Origin of the sequence: Mesorhizobium sp. STM 4661, from assembly GCF_000359125.1 — a bacterium.
Taxonomy (GTDB): Bacteria; Pseudomonadota; Alphaproteobacteria; order Rhizobiales; family Rhizobiaceae; genus Mesorhizobium.
This window is the reverse complement of sequence record NZ_CAAF010000021.1, coordinates 75,500-94,205: the sequence shown is the minus strand read 5'-3', so window position 1 is coordinate 94,205 and position 18,706 is coordinate 75,500. Positions and strand designations below refer to the sequence as shown.

15 protein-coding genes and 2 pseudogenes are annotated in these 18,706 nt (G+C 62.1%); 9 read left to right on the top strand and 8 right to left on the bottom strand.

Annotated features, from left to right (window positions below; genetic code table 11):
- Positions 1-309: 309 nt before the first annotated feature.
- Positions 310-555: pseudogene (locus MESS4_RS06890) on the top strand (hypothetical protein); the annotation flags it as partial.
- Positions 556-579: 24 nt separating this feature from the next.
- Here the strand turns inward: MESS4_RS06890 and MESS4_RS06885 are convergent.
- Positions 580-867: pseudogene (locus MESS4_RS06885) on the bottom strand (TetR/AcrR family transcriptional regulator); the annotation flags it as partial.
- A 9-nt stretch (positions 868-876) separates the two neighbouring features.
- On the opposite strand from MESS4_RS06885, the gene MESS4_RS06880 reads away from it, so the two are divergent.
- Complete coding sequence (locus MESS4_RS06880) at positions 877-2,889, top strand: efflux RND transporter permease subunit (RefSeq protein ID WP_006328150.1); 2,013 nt, start codon at positions 877-879, stop codon at positions 2,887-2,889.
- A 125-nt stretch (positions 2,890-3,014) separates the two neighbouring features.
- On the opposite strand, the gene MESS4_RS06875 is transcribed toward MESS4_RS06880, so the two are convergent.
- Positions 3,015-3,476, bottom strand: a complete 462-nt coding sequence (locus tag MESS4_RS06875; protein ID WP_006328145.1) for a L,D-transpeptidase — start codon at positions 3,474-3,476, stop codon at positions 3,015-3,017.
- 616 nt (positions 3,477-4,092) lie between these two features.
- Between MESS4_RS06875 and MESS4_RS06865 the strand changes: the two genes are divergently transcribed.
- Positions 4,093-4,275: a hypothetical protein gene (locus MESS4_RS06865; protein ID WP_006328141.1), complete on the top strand. Its 183-nt coding sequence runs from the start codon at positions 4,093-4,095 to the stop codon at positions 4,273-4,275.
- A gap of 56 nt (positions 4,276-4,331) precedes the next feature.
- On the opposite strand, the gene MESS4_RS06860 is transcribed toward MESS4_RS06865, so the two are convergent.
- A complete protein-coding gene (locus tag MESS4_RS06860; RefSeq protein WP_006328140.1) occupies positions 4,332-5,018 on the bottom strand; it encodes a response regulator transcription factor in 687 nt (228 codons plus the stop codon).
- Between the two features lie 99 nt (positions 5,019-5,117).
- Between MESS4_RS06860 and MESS4_RS06855 the strand changes: the two genes are divergently transcribed.
- Positions 5,118-5,849 (top strand): response regulator transcription factor, encoded by a 732-nt coding sequence (locus MESS4_RS06855; protein WP_036240814.1) that lies wholly within the window; start codon positions 5,118-5,120, stop codon positions 5,847-5,849.
- 55 nt (positions 5,850-5,904) lie between these two features.
- Entirely contained in the window at positions 5,905-7,992 is a 2,088-nt protein-coding gene (locus MESS4_RS06850; RefSeq protein WP_051070850.1) for a hybrid sensor histidine kinase/response regulator, read from the top strand.
- 139 nt (positions 7,993-8,131) lie between these two features.
- Here the strand turns inward: MESS4_RS06850 and MESS4_RS06845 are convergent, their stop codons facing one another.
- Complete coding sequence (locus tag MESS4_RS06845) at positions 8,132-8,542, bottom strand: hypothetical protein (protein ID WP_006328131.1); 411 nt, start codon at positions 8,540-8,542, stop codon at positions 8,132-8,134.
- A 504-nt stretch (positions 8,543-9,046) separates the two neighbouring features.
- Here MESS4_RS06845 and MESS4_RS06840 point away from each other — a divergent pair.
- Positions 9,047-10,381 (top strand): aromatic ring-hydroxylating dioxygenase subunit alpha, encoded by a 1,335-nt coding sequence (locus MESS4_RS06840; protein WP_006328129.1) that lies wholly within the window; start codon positions 9,047-9,049, stop codon positions 10,379-10,381.
- A 66-nt stretch (positions 10,382-10,447) separates the two neighbouring features.
- Here MESS4_RS06840 and MESS4_RS06835 read toward each other — a convergent pair whose 3' ends face one another.
- Positions 10,448-11,866 carry an aminotransferase gene (locus MESS4_RS06835; RefSeq protein WP_036240815.1) on the bottom strand — a complete coding sequence of 473 codons (1,419 nt, stop codon included), beginning with the start codon at positions 11,864-11,866 and terminating at the stop codon, positions 10,448-10,450.
- 419 nt (positions 11,867-12,285) lie between these two features.
- Between MESS4_RS06835 and MESS4_RS06830 the strand changes: the two genes are divergently transcribed.
- From MESS4_RS06830 to MESS4_RS06820, 3 genes are read left to right on the top strand one after another with little or no spacing between them, the layout of a single operon-like run.
- Positions 12,286-13,203 carry an ABC transporter permease gene (locus MESS4_RS06830; protein ID WP_006328118.1) on the top strand — a complete coding sequence of 306 codons (918 nt, stop codon included), beginning with the start codon at positions 12,286-12,288 and terminating at the stop codon, positions 13,201-13,203.
- Positions 13,204-13,213: 10 nt separating this feature from the next.
- Positions 13,214-14,038, top strand: a complete 825-nt coding sequence (locus MESS4_RS06825; protein WP_006328116.1) for an ABC transporter permease — start codon at positions 13,214-13,216, stop codon at positions 14,036-14,038.
- A gap of 22 nt (positions 14,039-14,060) precedes the next feature.
- The gene (locus MESS4_RS06820) at positions 14,061-15,134 is read left to right on the top strand and encodes an ABC transporter ATP-binding protein (RefSeq protein ID WP_006328113.1); all 1,074 of its coding nucleotides are present in this window, start codon (positions 14,061-14,063) and stop codon (positions 15,132-15,134) included.
- Here MESS4_RS06820 and MESS4_RS06815 read toward each other — a convergent pair.
- The 3 genes from MESS4_RS06815 to MESS4_RS06805 all read right to left on the bottom strand — a co-directional run bounded on the left by MESS4_RS06815 (position 15,098) and on the right by MESS4_RS06805 (position 18,677).
- A complete protein-coding gene (locus tag MESS4_RS06815) occupies positions 15,098-16,408 on the bottom strand; it encodes a flavin monoamine oxidase family protein (protein WP_006328112.1) in 1,311 nt (436 codons plus the stop codon). The two genes, MESS4_RS06820 and MESS4_RS06815, sit on opposite strands and share 37 nt — an antisense overlap.
- Entirely contained in the window at positions 16,405-17,481 is a 1,077-nt protein-coding gene (locus MESS4_RS06810) for an extracellular solute-binding protein (RefSeq protein ID WP_006328101.1), read from the bottom strand. Before MESS4_RS06810 ends, MESS4_RS06815 begins: the two co-directional genes overlap by 4 nt.
- Positions 17,482-17,594: 113 nt before the next feature.
- The gene (locus MESS4_RS06805) at positions 17,595-18,677 is read right to left on the bottom strand and encodes an ABC transporter substrate-binding protein (RefSeq protein WP_006328100.1); all 1,083 of its coding nucleotides are present in this window, start codon (positions 18,675-18,677) and stop codon (positions 17,595-17,597) included.
- Positions 18,678-18,706 lie beyond the last annotated feature (29 nt).

The following is an 18,706-nucleotide window of genomic DNA, read 5'->3' as shown; positions in this document are numbered from 1 at the left end:
GGGAAACGCTATGTCCGCACAATGAACCCTATGTGACGGCACGGATCGTGCACGGCACTCCGGAGGCTGCAAACAGCAACTGCCTGGATAACCTTATCGTGATCGATCCGAGATCGTTGCCGGATTCTGGAACACCAGCGCGTGTAGACTGGAAAAATGTGATTTGCGTCTTTGCGGCGGATGCGGCGAATTCGACATTCGCATCATTTAGAGCAGCGCAGTGAGCGAATTCCCTTCCCAGCTTCGCTGGAGATCACACGCAAAAATCAAAGGGCTACAGCATCTTTGCGCATCCAAGGGCGCGCGGCGCTGGACCAGATCCCGACCAGCGTTGTGTCGATCGTGGACTTCGCCAACTGGCTCGAGCTTTCCCGGACCCATCTGTCACGCAAGTTGCGCGACGCCGAAGACCTCGGCAGCGTCGGCTGGCTGGGCCGGCGCGGCCATTCGGTCATGTGGGTTTCGAAGCAGTTCCACCAGGAATACATGGCCGTCCAGGCTGCCAAGCTTGCCATTGTCGAGGCAGCCTTCTGCGCGTGCTTTCCGGCCCCTTGAGCGTTCCCGGCCGCCCCCGGGCAACTATCCCGCAATCCGCAGCAAGGACGATACCAGCAGCCCGCGTTCATCGGCCGAAAGGATATCCGAATCGAAGAGGTTCATGCTGCGAAGCCCCTCGATGGCGAGAAAGCAGACCAGCAGCGCCTTGAGATCAGGCGTTTCTCCCTTCAGCCGATCGAAGAGCTGCCGCTTGAACGATTTTATCGGCGTCAGGAAATCGGGATCCTCCGCGATCGCGGAAAAGATCCACGAGGCCGACGGTTGCGGCTCCTCGCAATCCCTGGCCGAAAGCTTGATATAGATTGCAAGCAGACTTCGATGCGCGTCTGGATCGATCCGGTCAGGCTTGCCGCGCGCGGCGTGACGGCCTCGGAAGTGCTGACGGCGATCAACAATTCCAACTTCCTGTCGGCGCCCGGCAACACCGAGAACGAATATGTCGTCGATGACGCCATCGTGGTGGTTGAAAACATCCACCGCCACATGGAAGAAGACCACATGTCGCCGATGCAAGCAGCTTTCAGCGGGATGCGAGAGATCGCCAGCGCCATCGTCGCAATGACCATGACGCTGGCGGCCGTGTTCGCGCCGCTAGCCTTCACCGGTGGCCTGACCGGCGCGCTGTTCCGTGAGTTCGCGGTCACGCTCGCCGGCTCGGTGGTGCTGTCGGGCGTCATCGCCGTCACCATCACGCCGATGATGTCGGCGCGCCTCCTGAAGTCCGGCACGTCAGGCCGTTTCCAACGTATTGTCGACGGCACTTTCGCGCGGGTCGAGCACGTTTATGAGCGAGCCGTGACCGGTTCGCTGAACTATCGCCCGCTGACGCTGATCATTGTGCTTGCGCTTGTTGGCGTCACCGGCTTCATGTTCACCAAGACCTCGAGCGAATTGGCGCCGGAGGAGGACCAGGGCTTCCTGCTCTCGCTGGTAACGGCGCCACGTTATGCGACATCCGATTACACGGAGACATACGTCAACCAGATTCTCGGCCTGGTCAGGGACATTCCGGAGACGCGGGCCCAGTTCTCGGCCGTCGCCTTCGAGGGTACCACAAACAGCGCCTTCGTCGGCTTTGCCTTCAAGGATTGGGCGGAGCGCAAACGCAATTCCAAGGAACTGCAGGCCGACATTACCGCTCGTATCGCCAAAGTAGCAGGCGTCGAAGCCTTCGTCTTCGCGCCGCCGACGCTGCCGGGCTCCGGTGGCGGCCTGCCCATCGCCATGGTGGTACGCTCGACCGGCGATTCCTCCGAAGTGTACGAGGTGGCCGAGCAGATCAAGAACAAGGCCCAGGCCTCCGGCCGTTTCATCGTCGTGCAGAATTCGATGGCTTTTGACGCGCCGCAAGTGACGGTGACCATCGACCGCGACCGTGCCGCGGCCCTCAACCTGCCGATTGCCGATATCGGCCAGACCTTGACGCTGCTCGTCGGCGGCGCCGAAGTGGCGCAGTTCGACCGCGACTCCAACAGCTACGACATCATCCCACAGGTGCCGCAGGAATTCCGCGACAACCCGGAGAAGCTTGGCGAATATTTCGTGCGCAGCGTGGACGGGAAGATGGTGCCGCTTTCGGCGGTCGTGAAAATTTCGACCAACGCGTCGCCGGCCGCCATCGAGCAGTTCAACCAGTTGAATTCGGCGACGATTTCCGCGCTCCCGCTGCCTGGCGTCACCACTGGCGACGGATTGAAAGCCCTCGAGGATATAGCCAAGGAGAACCTGCCCGACACCTTCTTCATCGACTACTCCGGCCAGTCCAGGCAGGAGAAGGAACAGGGCAACACGATCCTGATCGCTTTCGGCGCGGCCGTTATCGTCATTTATCTTGTGCTGGCGGCACAGTTCGAAAGCTTCCGCGACCCGCTGATCATCATGATGGCGGTGCCGCTGTCGATCTTCGGCGCCATCGTGCCGCTCAATCTGGGCTTAGGGACATTGAATATCTACACGCAGGTCGGCCTGATCACGCTGATCGGCCTGATCACCAAGCACGGCATCCTTCTCGTCGAGTTCGCCAACCAGCAGCGTGAGCAGCACGGGATGCGGCGGCGCGACGCAATCATCGCTTCGGCCAAGGTGCGGCTGCGACCGATCCTGATGACGACGGCGGCGATGGCGCTTGGCGTGGTGCCGCTTATCACCTCCAGCGGCGCGGGCGCGGCGGCGCGCTATTCGATGGGCCTGGTGATCTTCACCGGCATCCTGGTCGGAACCATGTTCACCCTTTTCGTGGTGCCGATGTTCTACACCTTCATCGCCAGCAAGGACCTGCCGCATCTTGCCGAAAAGCCCGACCCGAAGCTGATGCCGGCACTGCAGGACTAGAGCCAAATAAAAGAGGCCGGAAAAACCCGGCCTCTTTTGGCTGCTTGACTTTACCGACGCCTCCGGCGGGAAGCCGGAGCGGTAAAGCCCGATAGCTCAGGGCCTCCCAACCGCTCCAATACAGCCTACTTGACGATGACGATGCTGGTGTTGGCCGGCCCGAAGACCTCGACAAGCTGATAGAAGTCGGCGGCATTGTCCGGATGCAGCCGCACACAGCCATGCGAGGCCGGCTGGCCCAGGCGCTTGACGGCATTGGTCGCGTGCACGGCGTAGCCGCCGTTGAAGAAGACCGAATGCGGCATCGGCGCGTTGTCGTATTTCTTCGAATACCACATCTGGTGCATGCGGGTCGGCTTGAACGAGCCGGTCGGCGTGACATACCCCCTGGCGCCGGTCGAGACCTTCCAGGCGAAGGTCGGCCGCCCGTCGACCAGGACTTCCATGGTCTGCTGCGAAAGCGAGACCCGCGCCACAATCTTGTTGGCGGCTTGCGCAGCGCCATTGCCGGCGCCGAGCAGAAGGGCCGCACCCGTCAGGGCGGCCGCGGTAATGTGGATAAGCTTGGCGGAAATGGTGGTGTGCATGATGTCCCCCTGTTTGCCGGATATGGCCGGTTCCAATTCGATGAACGGCTTATCGTTGGCACGTGTTTCGAACTGATTTCGGAGGATGCGCGTTTATGTTTCGAATCTGTTTCTTATGATTAACGGAAGCAACCCGCTCGGTGCGGTCTTTCGAAGTGGAACCCGAAGCAAACAGCATCGGCTGCCGTCGAGCCCGGCGAACGGAAGATGCCGGCTAACCCCTGGCGAAAACTCGCTTTTCCCTCATATGAAAGAAATTCGACCTCGCTCGAAACCAACTTGCAACAAAGCGTGGCGTGGGGCGGCATGATGCGGATACAGGCCAGCCGCAGATTTGACCCAACGGAAACAGCCGGCGCCAAACGAAAATCGGCATGAAATCGAAACCGGCGTCCTGTTTCTCGCCACGGTCTGGATCGTTTCCAGCCTGCGCGTCAACCGGCTCAAGGCCCTCTGGCGGGTCGGTTTTGGGCTGAAGAAAGATGCGCGGCCCCTCCGGCAACTTGCAGCCGAGAGGACCGAAGGCCCGCGCCGCAACGGGGGGCTCCGCAGCGGCGCGGGCACTTCGGGGGTATCCCGAAGCATGACGCATATCTGAATTTGGGGAGTGGATACGATGAACACGAAATTCGCAGCTTCAGTGCTTTCCGCACTGCTCTATGCTCAGGGCCTGCTCGGCTTTGTCGGTCTTGTCACCGTGCTACTGAAGGACCGCGCTCAGGCGACAGAGATCGTCATTGCCAGCCAAACGGGGCCTGGCGAAATGCCGTCAGGTCCGTCGCTTCTCGTGGCGCGTTGAGCGCCAGGACTTGTAGACAGCAGGTGGCCACCCTGCTCTCAATCGATGAACTTTCCTCAATCGGTGAACTGCATCGGCGGATCGAACCGGTAGCCCGCGCCTCTTATTGTGGTGATGGTTTCGGTATCGAGCTTGCGGCGCAGCCGCACGATGCGCGAATCGATCGAACGATCGAAGGCATCGGCATTTTCGGCGGGCGCTCCGGCAATGATGTCGTCTCGCGTCAGCACCTTGCGCGGACTGGCCAGAAACAGCTTGAGCAGCGCCACCTGACCTGGCGACAGTTGTTCCTCCGTGCCGGAGCGATGCATGACCATGGCCGACCGCAGGTCGACCGTCGCGTTCTCCAATACGATCAGTTCCCCGGCGCTCCTGCCGCGGCGCATCAGCAATCCACCGATCCGGGCGGCGAGTTCCCTGACATTGAGCGGGCTCTCGACGACGTCGGCCGCACCCAGTTCGAGCGCCAGCACCTTGTCGACCAGATCGGCTGGCCGGCAGATCAGGATGAAATCGGGCCCGCCGTCGCCGCCGAAACGCCTGAGCAGGTCACGTCCCTCCGCCTGGCTGAGGCTGTCGCCGATGACGGCGACATCGATGCCCTTTCCGGAAAGCAGGGATTCGGCTTCCCAGGGTTGCCGCACCGCGCGCACATCATGGCCGCGCCGCTCAAGATGGTCGGCGAGATCGGTCGCGACCACGTCAGCGACGGAAACAAGCGCAATAACGGATCGTGCGGCCATTTTTCCTACCATTCCCTCAGCAACCGAATATGAGCGCTGGACATGATGTTTATACCCAATCTACTTTCCACTGAAAGCGGGAGCGAGAGCGAGAGCATAGTGCGGGCACGAATAATCATCGTCGAGGACGAGCCCGATCTGAGGGACGCGGTTGCCGAGTATCTCGGCGCCAGCGGCTACGATGTGGCGACGGCTGAGAGCGCCGCAGCAGCGCGCGGTTTGCTGGAAACGCAGTCGTTCCATCTCGCCATCCTCGACATCGCCATGCCCGGCGAGGACGGCCTGTCGCTCGGCCGCTGGCTGCGCTCGAAAATGCCGATCGGCGTCATCTATGCCACCGCCGCCGGCACCGCGCTCGACCGCATCGTCGGGCTGGAACTCGGCGCCGACGACTACATCGTCAAGCCTTACGAATTGCGCGAGGTGCTGGCGAGGGTCCGCAGCGTGCTGCGCCGTGTTCCCCAACCGACCAAGCCGCAAGGCGCCAAGGCCGACGCAACGGCCGACCGCCGTTCCATGAGCTTCGGGCCCTTCCATGCCGATCTCGATGGCAGGTTCGTCACTGGCGCCAACGGCACGGTCATCGACATGGCCAAGAGCGAGTTCGACGTGCTCGAGGTTTTCCTGACACGCGCCAATCGGCTGTTGACGCGGGCCGCCATCTCCGAGGCGATCGGCTTCGTCGAGGATCCGGAATCGTCACGCGCCGTCGACATCCGCATCATGCGGCTGAGAAAGAAGATCGAGGCGGACCCGGCCAATCCGAAATTCCTGCGCACGGTGCGCGGCGAAGGCTATATCTTCTCGTTGCCGACCGGTGAAGGCAACTGAACGGGCCGCTGGTATCCACTCTGGCCTGGCACGGCCCTGAAAATGACGGCTAACGATGACTGCTGAAGCAGGACGCACCGATATGCACGGCGCCAGGCAAGGTGCGGCGATGGCGGCTGTCAATGTCGTTCGCCGGCTGCGCGAAGCCGGTGACTGGCAGCGCGAGATGGAAAACATCCTTGCGACGCTCTGCACGGCGCTCGATTGCCAGCGCGGCGTCCTGTTTCGTCTGCGCGAACTGCCAGGCCAGGGCTTTGCCCAGTCGGTCGCGGCCTACTGGATCGACCCTCGGTCTGGCGGCGAATTGGCTTCGCCGACGGTGATCATGCAGTCGATCGTCAATTCGGATCCGCTGCTGGAACGGTTGGGCGAGGATGAACGGCAAGGCAAGGTCTTCGCCGGACACACGCGCGACCTCGACGGTTTCCTGAGAACCGATTTCGAAAAGCAGCACATCAAGTCGTTCCTGTCGGTGTCGGTCTTTGCGCACGGCCATCTGTGGGGCACGCTGGCAATCAACGACTGTGTGAACGAGCGAGAATGGACCGACGAGGAAGAGGCCACGCTGCACATCATCGCGCTGGCCATCAGCGACGCCATCGAACGCTCGCTTTCCGATGCCCATGCCAGCGAGGTCATCCGCCGCACCATGCTGCAGGCCTCGCTCGATGCCATCATCGTCATCGACGAAACCGGGTCGATCATCGAATTCAATCCGGCCGCCGAAAAGATGTTCGGCTACCAGCGCAGCGACATCCTCGGCAAGGACCTGCTCGACACCGTCGTTCCGGAATATTACCGCAAGGGCTATGCGTCGGGCGCCGAATACATGTCGGGCCGCGGCGCGCCGATGGTCGGCCAGCGGCTCGAGACCGTTACCCAGAACGCGGCCGGCGAAGTCTTTCCGATCGAATTGACGGCGACCGAGATGCGGGTCGCCGACCGTCGCCTGATCTTCGGCTCTATCCGTGACCTGCGCGACAAGCTGCGCGCCGAGGAGGAGATCGGCCGCCAGCGCGAAAAGCTGCACCAGAACGAGAAGATGGCGGCGATGGGCTCGCTGCTTGCCGGCGTTTCGCATGAGCTCAACAACCCGTTGGCCGTGGTCGTTGCCCAATCGACGCTGTTGCACGAATTCGCGTCCGATCCGCAGACCAAGGTGCGCGCCGAAAAGGTGCGCGCCGCCGCCGAGCGCTGCGGCCGCATCGTCAAGAGCTTTCTGTCGATGGTGCGCCTTCATCCCGCGGCCCAGGCAGAGACCGACCTCAACCAGGTGGTTCGCGCGGCCCTCGAAGTGACAGCCTATGGCGCCAGATCGACCGGCATCATTATCGATACCGATTTTGCCAGCGGTCCGCTGCTGGCCATGGCCGACGCCGACCATGTGACCCAGGTGGCCGCCAACTTCCTCGTCAACAGCCAGCACGCCTTGGCCGGTATCGGCGGCGACCGGCTGATCAAGGTCCGCACCTTTCGCAGTGACCGCGGCAATCCCAGTTTCTCCGTCGAAGACAACGGCCCGGGCGTGCCGGAGGCGATACGCGCCCGTATCTTCGAATCCTATTTCACCACCAAGCCGGTCGGCGTCGGCACCGGCATCGGCCTGTCGATCTCGAAGTCGATCATCGAAAGGCACAATGGCAATGTCTGGTTCGAGGAGGTTGTGCCAAGGGGCGCACGTTTCGTCGTGCAATTGCCGGCGATTGCCGCCAGTGGCGCCGTCACCGGCGAAAGCCAAGTGCGGTCGAGCGGATTGCGCCATGCGCTGATCATCGATGACGAGCCCGATGTAGCCGCCTCGCTCTCCGACATTCTGGAACTGATGGGCATCAAGTCGCGCATCGTGCCGATCTGGGCATCGACGGCTGCGACCTTGGGCGGCCACATGCCGCCGGACATCGTCTTTTCCGATCTGCGCATGCCCGGCACCAGCGGCATATCGATCTATCGCGAACTGCTCACCGAGCGGCCTGACCTGGCGCGGCGCTTCGTGCTGGTCACCGGCGACTTGATCGGCGCCAAGGCCGAGATCGAGGCCTTGCCCGCGCAACTGCGGCCGCAGATCCTGGAAAAGCCGTTCAGCACGCTGGACGTGCGCGGCGTGCTATCGGCCATTGCCGAACAGGCGGCGTTGGGCAGCTAATGCATGTCGCGCAAAGCATGCCCCCGGGCTTGATCCGAGGGTGCGCAGCGGCTTTGCGATAACGATATGGCAAAAAAAGAGCTCCCGACCGACGATACGGCGGGAGCCTGACTGGAGCGCTGGAGGACGCTCGAAAGTATCAGAAAACGTTTGGCGTACTGGCCATTGGCGCGGCATTGGCGATCATCCGGACGGCACGAGCCCTGTGCACTCCGGACTGCTGGGCGATGGCGCGCAGGCAGTTCACGCTCTCGGCGCCCCAGGCCTGGCCCTTGCAGGCAAAATCGATCTGCGGCATCGGCAGGCGCCCGGTCTTGGTCGTGGTTGTCGCGCCATCGATGACGTTCGCGGGTGGGTTCAGCGAGGCAAAGGCCGGGCCAACGGTCGGCGCGAACGCCATGCCGACGAATGCGGCGGTCGCCAGCACCGTGAACATCCCCATCGGGTTGTCGCTGGCGCGCTGGCGCAATGCCAGCTTCGGGCGGCGGTCATTGCGCTCGGGGGCCTGGAACTGGTGGTCGTGGCTGGCGGTCCGGATTTTGGTAAACATCATCGTTCCCTGTCGTCGATTTTCTTTTTTCAGTAAAACGAACTTAATCGCGCCTGGTAACGGGCGAATGATGCATCCCGCTTGCTCGTGTAACGGCTTTGAAACGAGAAATTTCGGTTATTACCGGCATATTTGGCCACACCCGACACAGGTTCGTTTGCGAAACTCCTTGCGCGACAAGGACGCTGCTAACACCCCTCTAGGCCTGAATCGGTCGCCGGACAGTGACCAATCCCACACTTCGGAATGGATTACCGGGGCAGCGGCGATCTTTCCCTGCCAGGCGAGGTCATTTTCCCGACGCGGCAGCCCCGAATCCCCACATGGCGCGCCTGTTTCACAACTCATGTTAACACCCGGAATTTCCGGGATTTTCTCTCGCCATGCTGGTTCAGAAAGCGCCAGAACTCAGCCCCCTGGAAACTTCTGATTTCCACAAACCATTGCATTTCAATGAAAAATATGCTTTTATTGAATGAGTATTCAACAAATGAAGAGCCGTTTATGAACCCGCACCTCCGTGACGTGGCGATCCCCAATGATTGGGACCGGCGGGGCTTGCCGGGCTGGAGCTATCATTCCGACGCCCTGCTCGAACTCGAGAAAGAGTACGTCTTCCGCAATCACTGGCAGATCGCCGGCCATGTCTCCGATGTGCCGAATGCCGGCGACTATCTGACCATGGACGTGGTCGGCGAACGGGCGCTGATCGTGCGCGGCAAGGACGGCGTCGTGCGCGCCTTCAACAATATGTGCCGCCACCGCGGCAGCCGTGTCGTCGCCGACAGCCAGGGCACGTGCAAGAACGCGCTGGTCTGCCCCTTCCACGGTTGGGTCTACAATCTCGACGGTACGCTGCGCGGTGCTGCCCGCCCGCGCTCCTTCCCCGATCTCGACAAGACCGAATTCGGCCTGATGCCGCTCGACCTCGAAATCTGGATGGGCTTCATCTTCATCCGCTTCCGCAAGGGCGGCCCGCAGCCGTCGGTGGCCGAACTGCTGAAGCCGATCGAGGCCGAGATGGCGCATTATGGCGTCGCCGACATGGTGCCGTCCTGGGGCATCTGGACGCAGAAGTCGCCGGTCAACTGGAAGTCGGTGCGCGACGTCGACAATGAAGGCTACCATGTCGCCATGGCGCATCCGGCCTTGCAGGATCTCTACGGCGCGACCTATTTCGACGAGCCGTTCATCAACGGCGTATCGCGCTCCTTCGCCACCTACAATCCGCATGCCGGACGGCGCTGGAGTGTGGGGCAGTACATCAAGCTCGCACCCGAGGCGGCGCATCTGCCGGAGCATCTGCGCAAGGCCTGGATCTATTACGGCATCTTCCCCAACAACGCCCTGTCGATCATGCCGGAATCCGTGCAGTTCTATCAGGAGTTCCCGCTGTCGACCGGCGAGACGCTGCTGCGCGGCGCCATCTACCGCTATCCCGACGAGACCAGGGAACAGGCGGCGGCGCGCTACCTCGCCTACCGTATCGATCGCGACACCATGAACGAGGACGTGCAACTTTCCGTGTGGTCGAACGAATCCATGCTGTCCGAAGCCTTCGAGGGATTTTACCTCTCCGACCTCGAATATGGCGTGCGCACCCACCACGACCATCTGCGCAAACAGATCCCCGTGCTCGGGCTGGAAACCGCGCCGGAGGAAAAGGACATGTGGGCGCTGAACGACGCGCTGCGGTCGCAGTCGCAGGACGGGACGGCGAAGCCGCCGATCTCCCCCCTCGTGGGGGCAGGACAGAGGGGGCGCGAAGGATCGCGAGCCTTTGAGTCAACTAGCGATAGTGCTGAAAACTGGCGTGACGACGCTCCCAGGATTGGTTGAGAGGTCGGCGGGAGCGCCCCCCTCTGCCCTGCCGGGCATCTCCCCCACAAGGGGGGAGATTGGCCCTCACCCCTGCCACACCTTCTCTTTCCGCAAATCGTCCATCGTGCGCGAAATGCCTTCGCGCAGGATCGCCACCATATCGTCGATCTGTTCTCGCGAAATGATCAGCGGCGGCGACATCACGCACATGTTGATCAGCGGCCTGACCAAAAGGCCAAGCTCGTGGCAATGCGCGTCGATGCGCTTGCCGACATTCTTGTCGAGTTGCAGCGGATCCTTGCTTTCGCGGTCGGCCACGCATTCGACGCAGCCCATAAGCCCGAGCCCACGCACCTCGCCGACCAACGGCAGATCCTCCAGCGTCTTCAGTTGCGCCTGGAAATAGGGCGCGACTTCGCGCGTGTGGTCGAGCACGCTGTCTTCGAGGATGTCGAGGTTCTTCAGCGCCACCGCGCAGCCGACCGGATGGCTGGTGTAGGTCAGCCCATGGCCGAACATGGCGTCGGGATGGTTCGAGCGGCGCAACTCCTCCAGCAGCCGTTCCGAGATGATGACGCCGCCGAGCGGGAAGTAGCCTGATGTCACGCCCTTGGCGAAGGTGATCATATCGGGATCGATGCCGAACGCCTCGCCCGAAGCAAAGACATGGCCGAGCCGGCCGAAGGCGGTCACCACCTCGTCGGAAACATAGAGGATATCGTTGTCGCGGCAGATCTCGCGGATGCGCTTGAGATAGCCATCGGGCGGCACCACGACGCCGCCAGAGGCCTGCACCGGCTCACCGACGAACGCGCCGATCCGCTCAGTGCCGATGCGGGCGATGGTGTCGCGGAATTCATCGACCAGCACATCGGCGAAGGCGGCAAGGCTCATGCCTTTTGGACGGCGGAACGGATCGGGCGACGACAATTTGACGACGAGCTCGTCGGCGCCGTCCATCCAGTCACGGTCGCGCGGGCGCCCGTTGAGCGAAGCCGACAGATAGGTCGAGCCGTGATAGGCGCTGCCACGGCTCAGGATCAGCTTCTTTTCCGGGCGGCCGCGCACATTGTTGTAGAACTGCATGAAGCGCAGCGCTGTCTCCACCGCCGAGGAGCCGCCCGTGGTGAAGAAGACATGGCTGAGGTCACCGGGCGCATGGCCGGCGATGCGCATGGCAAGCTGTGCCGACGGCGCGTTCATCGTGTACCACGGCGTGTTGTAGGAGAGCGCCATCGCCTGGTCGTACATCACCTTGGCGAGTTCCTCGCGGCGGTGGCCGATATTGATGCACCACATGCCGGCCGGCCCGTCTATCAGCCTCTTGCCGGCGCTGTCGGTGATGTAAATGCCGTCGCCCTCGCCGATCAGCGCGCGCGCCTCCGCGCCGACCGAGCCGGCGAACGGCCAAGGCTGGACGAGGTGGCGCTTGGCCAGCTCGACGGCATCTTCATCGCCAGGCCCGGTCATTCCGGTCGCCCTCAGATCTCTTGCAGCCGCCATCATCGCCTCGCATCGGTTCGTCGCAAATTTTCATCGGACACCAAGCTCGCCGCCACCCGCCGGAGGCTGGCTCCCTTCACTTCATTTTGAATGTCCGTTCAATCAATATTGCAGAAATAGCGCTTGATTTCAATCCACGGATGCGCTCATGATGAAAGAAAGCCGGCAAGCTTGGAGCGCGATCGGCAAATGGTCGATCGCTCTCCAAACATAAAAATTGGGAACAGGCAGCCGGCACTAGAGCGACGTGTGTCGACTTGGACGCACAAAGTACGCTCTAGCACTTTGAATGTGCGCATCGTGCTTTCCGAAATCGATTCCGATTTTCGGGCCGATGCGCCAGCGAATGGGAGTCGCATGGCAGGACAATCCATGCCAGCAACCGAGATCACGCCAGGGGTCCTGCCCGAGGGCTTGCAATGACGGCGGCCGCGGAGGGGTCGCCCGCGTTCGGCATGACGCGGGCCAGGCGAAACGCCCTTCTGCGGTCCGAACCCGTCCAGGGCTTTGCCCTGATCAGCCCAACCTTTCTCTACGCCCTCATACTTCTGGTACTGCCGATCCTGGTGGTCATCGCGCATTCCTTCTGGACACAGAATTACCTCACCATCGACCGCACCTTCACGCTGGAAAACTACCGCATCGCACTGACCGAGCCTATCTATCGCGATCTGCTCTGGCGTTCGCTCTACATCTCGCTGACGGTGAGCCTCTTCACGGTCGTGCTTGCCTATCCGATCGCCTATTTCATCTCCTTCCATGGCGGCCGCCACAAGAGCCTGTGGCTGTTCCTGATCACCATCCCGTTCTGGACCAGCTATCTCTTGCGCGTGATGTCGTGGAAGGTGATCCTCGGCTACAATGGCGTCTTGAATTCCGGCCTGATGGGGCTTGGCGTCATCGACGAGCCGTCGACGGCGCTGCTTTACAATTCGACCGCCGTCATCATCACGCTGACCCATGCCTGGGCGGCCTTCGCCATCCTGCCGATCTTCGTCTCGCTGGAAAAGGTCGACCGCACGCTGGTCGAGGCGGCCAAGGATCTCGGCGACGGTCCCATTCGGTCCTTCCTGCGCGTGACGCTGCCGCTGTCGGCGCCAGGTGTCATCTCGGCGGCGCTGATCGTCATGATCCCGACGGTCGGCGACTATGTCACGCCCAAGCTTGTCGGCGGCAAGGACGGCGTCATGATCGCCAACGCCATCCAGGCTCAGTTCGGCAAGGCCTCCAACTGGCCGTTGGGTGCCGCACTTTCGGTCACCACCATGCTGATCGTGACGCTGATCGCCGGTGCCACCGTGCTGATCCTCCGTGCCGCCCAGAGGCTAGCGCGATGAGGTTGGCGCGATGACGACGATGCGGCGCTTCCTGACCAAAGGCTGGCTGTCCACTTACGCGTTTCTCTACGTCGTCTTCCTCTATCTGCCGGTCATCTTCCTGCCGATCTTCTCGGTCAACACGGCCGCGACGCCGAAATTCCCGCTCTCCGGCTTCACGCTCAAATGGTATGAGGACCTGCCGCGCACACCGGCGCTGCTCGACGCCGCCTGGAACAGCCTGGTTGTCGGCGTGTCGGCCGCCATCCTGTCCACGGTTCTCGGCATCCTCGCCGCCCGTTCGATCACCCGCTACCGCTATCCGGGCCGCCGCGCCATCAATGGCCTGATCATGGCGCCGCTGGTGCTGCCCGAAATCATCGTCGCCATCTCCTTGCTGCTGGTGTTACTGCAACTTGGGCTGAGCCTGTCGCTGTTCACCGTCGTGCTTGGTCACGTCCTGGTCTGCATTCCTTATTCGATGACGGTGCTGACCGCCGGCTTCGAGGGTTTTGACCGCAGCCTGGAGGAAGCCTCCGCCGATCTCGGCGAGAGCGCCTTCGGCACCTTCCGGCGCGTGACGCTGCCGATGGTGGCGCCGGCGATCATTTCCAGCCTGCTCGTCTGCTTCACCATTTCGCTCGATGAGTTCCTCATCGCCTTCTTCCTGACAGGCACCGAGGCCACGCTGCCGATCTATATCTGGGGCCAATTGCGCTTCGCCTCGAAGCTGCCTGGCGTTCTGGCGCTGGGCACGCTTTTGCTGGCTGCCTCTTTCCTCTTGATGACCATTGCCGAAATCCTGCGCCGACGCGCGGCCAAACGCACCCAGAACGAGGGAGGCCTCTATGCCTGAGCGGCCCCAAGCCGAACGCCCAATGATCGAGATCAAAAGCGTCACCCGCAGCTATGGCGCCTTCAAGGCGCTCGACGACGCTTCGCTGACCATCAAGGAGGGTGAATTCTTCTCGCTGCTCGGCCCGTCCGGCTGCGGCAAGACCACGCTGCTGCGCATGATCGCCGGTTTCGACAACCCGACCAGCGGCTCGATCTCCGTCGATGGCCAATCGATGGAGGGCATTCCCGCCAACCGCCGGCCGACCAACATGGTGTTCCAGAGCTATGCCATCTTCCCGCACCTCAATGTCGAGCAGAATGTCGCCTACGGGCTGAAGCGGCTGAAGCTGGCGGGATCGGAAGAAAAACGCCGCGTCGAGGAGGCGCTGGCGCAGGTGTCGCTGACCGGTCTTGGCAAGCGCCTCGCCACCGAGCTTTCCGGCGGCCAGCGCCAGCGCGTGGCACTTGCCCGCGCGCTGGTGATGCGGCCCAAGGTGCTGCTGCTCGACGAGCCGCTGTCGGCGCTGGACAAGAAGCTGCGCGAGCAGATGCAGGTCGAACTGCGCCGCCTGCAGCAGGCGGTCGGCATCACCTTCGTGCTCGTCACGCACGACCAGTATGAGGCGCTGGCCATGTCCGACCGCATCGCCGTGATGTTCGGCGGCAGGATCGCGCAAATCGCCTCGCCCAAGGAAATCTACCAGCGGCCGGTCAACCGCCAGGTAGCCGACTTCCTCGGCGGCATGAACTTCGTCAAGGCCGAGATCGTCGAGGAGAACGGCGCCTCGCTGGTCCTCGACACGCTGGGTTTCGGCCGCATCAAGACCGATAAGCCGAAAGCTTTCGTCCGCAATGGCGGGGCGGCCACACTCGGCATAAGGCCTGAGCGCCTGCGCGTGCTGTGGGACAATGCGACGGCCAAATTCGAAGTCGCCGGCAAGGTGGTCGAGCGCCATTATTTCGGCGAGATCACCCATCTGATCGTCGAGATACCCGGGCTGGAAAAGCCGCTGTCGGTGACCGAAACCAATGATTTCGGCGCCGACGACATCCCCGTCGGCACCTCGATCCGCCTCGCCTACGACCCCGAGGCGCTGGTGGCGATGGCGGACTGAACATCCGCAATGATCTTTCGCGCCGCGATCCGCCCCGCCACGATCGCGCCCTCGACATAGCCGGGAAATGACGGCGACAGTTCTGAACTGGCGAAATAGACCGGCGGTGCACCGGCCAGGATGATCCGTTCGGCATCCGTCGCCGTCGCGTCGACGATGAGGTCGCTGTAGGCGCCGCCGCTCCAGCGATCGTGTGTCCAGTCGCGATAGCTGAGGTCGATGATGCCGGCTGCCTCGGCGCCGAGCGCGTCCTGCAACCTTGCCGTCAGTTCACCGCGCAATTTGGCATCGCCGAATTCACGCCAGCGCAACGCCAGTGGCCCGCCGATAAAGACGACCAGCGCGGCATGGTCGTCGTCCTTGCTGACGTCGCAGGCAAACAGGCCTGGCAGATCACGCCACATCACCATGCCGCTCAGGCCCCTGGCGCGCCAGAACGCCGTGGGATAGCGCACCAGGACCTTGATCACCGCGCCGCTCTGCCAGACGCCGAGCGCTCTTTCCAAGGCAGCCGGCGCCGCCGGCACGAAATCCAGCTTCGAGGCCATCACTGGCGGCACCGCGACCAAGGTAGACCGCGCTTCAATCGCGCCTGCCGCCGTGACGAGGCGAACCCCTTCCGGCCCGTTCTCGATGGTTTCGACCGCCGCATTCAATCGCAGGCGGTCGCCGAGATCACGAGCCAGATCATCCGCCAGCGAATGCATGGTTTCGCGCACGAGATACTGCAACTCCGATACCTCATTGGTGATGCGCCGGTCATTGTCGATCAGGTGCCACAGCGGCATCCTTTCCAGCGCCTGGCACCACAGGCCCTCGATCATCGAACGGAATGCAGCTTTCACCTCATCCGGATCGCTTTGACGCTCGAGCCATGCGGCAACCGTCAACCCGGCAATATCAGGATCGTCCGGCGCGATCGTATTCATCCGGTCGCGAATCGCCATCGAGGCGACAAAGATTCGCTCGCCCTGGTTCGCGCTCATCCGCGGCTGGGTGACGAACTCGCCCTCGACATGGGTCTCGACCAGTGTCTTGCCGCGCGCCTGCAGCAGAGCCATCAGTTCCGGCATGTCTTCGCACAGGAACTGGCCGCCACTGTCGATGCGCTCGCCGAGCCCGTTCTGCCTGGATTCCACCCGCCCGCCGGCGCGGTCGCGCGCTTCGAGCAGCACGAAATCGATGCCGGCCTTCTTCAGCTCGAGCGCGGCCGACAGGCCGGTAAAACCGGCGCCGACGATGACGACATCGGTTCTTTCAGTTCCACGCTTCAATAGCCGGCCTTGATCTTCTCGAATTCCTCGATCATCCGCTGTTTGAGCTCCGGCGCCACCGGTTGCTGGAACAGGGTCTTGTCGAGGAATTTGTCGAGATTGTCGAAGCCCCGTTCGGCCAGCAGCTTGGGTTCGATCGCCGCCATGCCGGCGGCGTTGCCGTGGCCGTAGCCGAATGTCGTGACCATATAGCTCGACACGGCAGGCGCATTGACCGCGTTCAGGAAATCATAGGCCTGGTCGAGCTTGCCCGGCGCGTCCTTCATCAGCACATAGCCGCACACCCAGGTCGATATACCTTCCCTGGTGCCGCGATTCATGGCGATCGGCACGCCCTGGCTCTTGAGCGTCACAAACGTCTCGTTCCAACCCCAGGCGAGGTCGACCTCATTGCCTGAGAACGCCTGGTTGATGTCGGTATCATCGGTCCAGTAGAAGCGGATGTTCTTGTGCACTTGGCGCAGGAAATCGGACGCCTCCTTGAACTGCGCGTCCGTCATCTTGGTCCAGTCCTTGAGGCCGATGACCAGGCTTGCCAGGGCGTAGGCGTCATCGACATTGTCGCCGATGGTGACGCGCCCCTTGAATTTCGGATCGGCAAAGATCCGCAGCGACTGCGCCTCTTCTGCCGTCACATTGTCGGTGCGGTAGAGCAGCGATGTGTTGCCCCAATCGAAGGGCATGAACCAGACCTTGCCATCGGCCGTGGTGGCGAGATCCTTCATCGCCATGATGCCGGGATTGAGGTCTTTCCAGCCGGCGATTTTGGACGTGTCGAGCGGCTGCAACATGCCGGCTTCGCGCCACTTCACCACGCTTTGCGAACAGGGATGCGCAATATCGGCCTTGAAGCCGGCCCGCATCTTCTGGAAGGCTTCGTCCTCGTCGCCAAAGAAGGCGAAGGTTGGTTCGGCGCCATATTTGGTGGCGTAGGCGGGATGCAGCAGCGGATCCTCGTAGCCCGACCAATCGAACACGACGAGGTCGCCGCCGCCCGCCGCGAATGCGAAATGGACGCCAGCGCCAATCGTGCATGCGGCGGCGATGGCAAGGTTGCGAAGCATGGACTTCATGTCTGGAAATTCCCCCGTCGCAAACAACTCCTGCGAGGTTAGGAGAATTCCCAGGCTTTGGCGAGCCCGTCCGCCCACCATATTGGCAGGCGGACGGGGCAGCCAAACAGGGCTCAATAGCCGGCTTTGATCTTCTCGAATTCGGCGATCATCTTGAGCTTGAGTTCGGGGGGCACCGGTGACTGGAACAGCGTCTTGTCGACGAATTTCTGCACGTCGTCGTAGCCCTTCTCCTTCAATACCGCCTGGTCGACACCTTCCATGCCCTTGGCATTGGCCTGGCCGTAGCCCCAGTCCTTGACCAGGACCTTGGCGACTTCCGGATCGTTGATCGCGTTCAGATAATCATAGGCCTTGTCGGTATTGCCGGGCGCGTCCTTGAACAGCACATAACCGCAGACCCAGGTCGAAATGCCCTCGTCGGTATCCTTCTTGGCCTTGATCGGCACGCCGGCGGCGACCGATTGCACTGTCGCATCATTCCATGCCCAGGCGAGATCGACCTCGCCGCCGCTGAACAGCTGGACGATGTCAGTGGAATCGGTCCAGTAGGAGCGCACATTCTTGTGCACCTCGCGCAGGAAGTCGGACGCCTGCTTGAACTGGTCGTCCGTCATCTTGGTCCAGTCCTTGAGCCCAATGGCAAGGCTGGCCAGCGCATAGGCGTCGTCGACATTGTCGCCGATCGAAACCTTGCCCTTGAACTTGGGATCGGCGAAGGCCTTCAGCGACTGCACGTCCTTGGCGTCTATCTTGTCGGAATTGTAGGTGAGCTGCGTATTGCCCCAGTCCCAGGGCATGAACCAGGCCTTGCCGTCGGCCGTGGTGGCGAGATCCTTCATCGCCATGATGCCGGGATTGAGATCCTTCCAGCCAGTGATCTTGGAAGTGTCGAGCGGCTGCAGCAGACCGGCCTCTCGCCATTTCACCACGCTCTGCGAACAGGGATGGCCAAGATCGGCCTTGAAGCCGGAGCGGACTTTTTCGAACGCCTCGTCCTCGTCACCGAAGAAGGCAAAGGTCGGCGAATCGCCATTCTTCTCGACATATTTCGGGTGGAAGCTGGGGTCCTCATAACCGGACCAGTCGAAAATGATCAGGTCCTTGTCAGCGGCAACCGCAAGCGCGGCGGCCGAAGCCGCCAGCGCGCCGGTCAGCGCCAATGTCAGTGTCAGGCGTCGGGTCATTGTCTTCATTGCTGTTCCATCCTCTTTTGGTTTTTTGC

What these genes read in the sequence shown, in the direction of transcription:
- MESS4_RS06880 (WP_006328150.1), top strand. Translation starts at nt 877, where the DNA reads ATGCGCGTCTGGATCGATCCGGTCAGGCTTGCCGCGCGCGGCGTGACG.
- MESS4_RS06875 (WP_006328145.1), bottom strand. Translation starts at nt 3,476, where the DNA reads ATGCACACCACCATTTCCGCCAAGCTTATCCACATTACCGCGGCCGCC.
- MESS4_RS06865 (WP_006328141.1), top strand. Translation starts at nt 4,093, where the DNA reads ATGAACACGAAATTCGCAGCTTCAGTGCTTTCCGCACTGCTCTATGCT.
- MESS4_RS06860 (WP_006328140.1), bottom strand. Translation starts at nt 5,018, where the DNA reads ATGGCCGCACGATCCGTTATTGCGCTTGTTTCCGTCGCTGACGTGGTC.
- MESS4_RS06850 (WP_051070850.1), top strand. Translation starts at nt 5,905, where the DNA reads ATGACTGCTGAAGCAGGACGCACCGATATGCACGGCGCCAGGCAAGGT.
- MESS4_RS06845 (WP_006328131.1), bottom strand. Translation starts at nt 8,542, where the DNA reads ATGTTTACCAAAATCCGGACCGCCAGCCACGACCACCAGTTCCAGGCC.
- MESS4_RS06840 (WP_006328129.1), top strand. Translation starts at nt 9,047, where the DNA reads ATGAACCCGCACCTCCGTGACGTGGCGATCCCCAATGATTGGGACCGG.
- MESS4_RS06835 (WP_036240815.1), bottom strand. Translation starts at nt 11,866, where the DNA reads ATGGCGGCTGCAAGAGATCTGAGGGCGACCGGAATGACCGGGCCTGGC.
- MESS4_RS06830 (WP_006328118.1), top strand. Translation starts at nt 12,286, where the DNA reads ATGACGGCGGCCGCGGAGGGGTCGCCCGCGTTCGGCATGACGCGGGCC.
- MESS4_RS06825 (WP_006328116.1), top strand. Translation starts at nt 13,214, where the DNA reads ATGACGACGATGCGGCGCTTCCTGACCAAAGGCTGGCTGTCCACTTAC.
- MESS4_RS06820 (WP_006328113.1), top strand. Translation starts at nt 14,061, where the DNA reads ATGATCGAGATCAAAAGCGTCACCCGCAGCTATGGCGCCTTCAAGGCG.
- MESS4_RS06810 (WP_006328101.1), bottom strand. Translation starts at nt 17,481, where the DNA reads ATGAAGTCCATGCTTCGCAACCTTGCCATCGCCGCCGCATGCACGATT.
- MESS4_RS06805 (WP_006328100.1), bottom strand. Translation starts at nt 18,677, where the DNA reads ATGAAGACAATGACCCGACGCCTGACACTGACATTGGCGCTGACCGGC.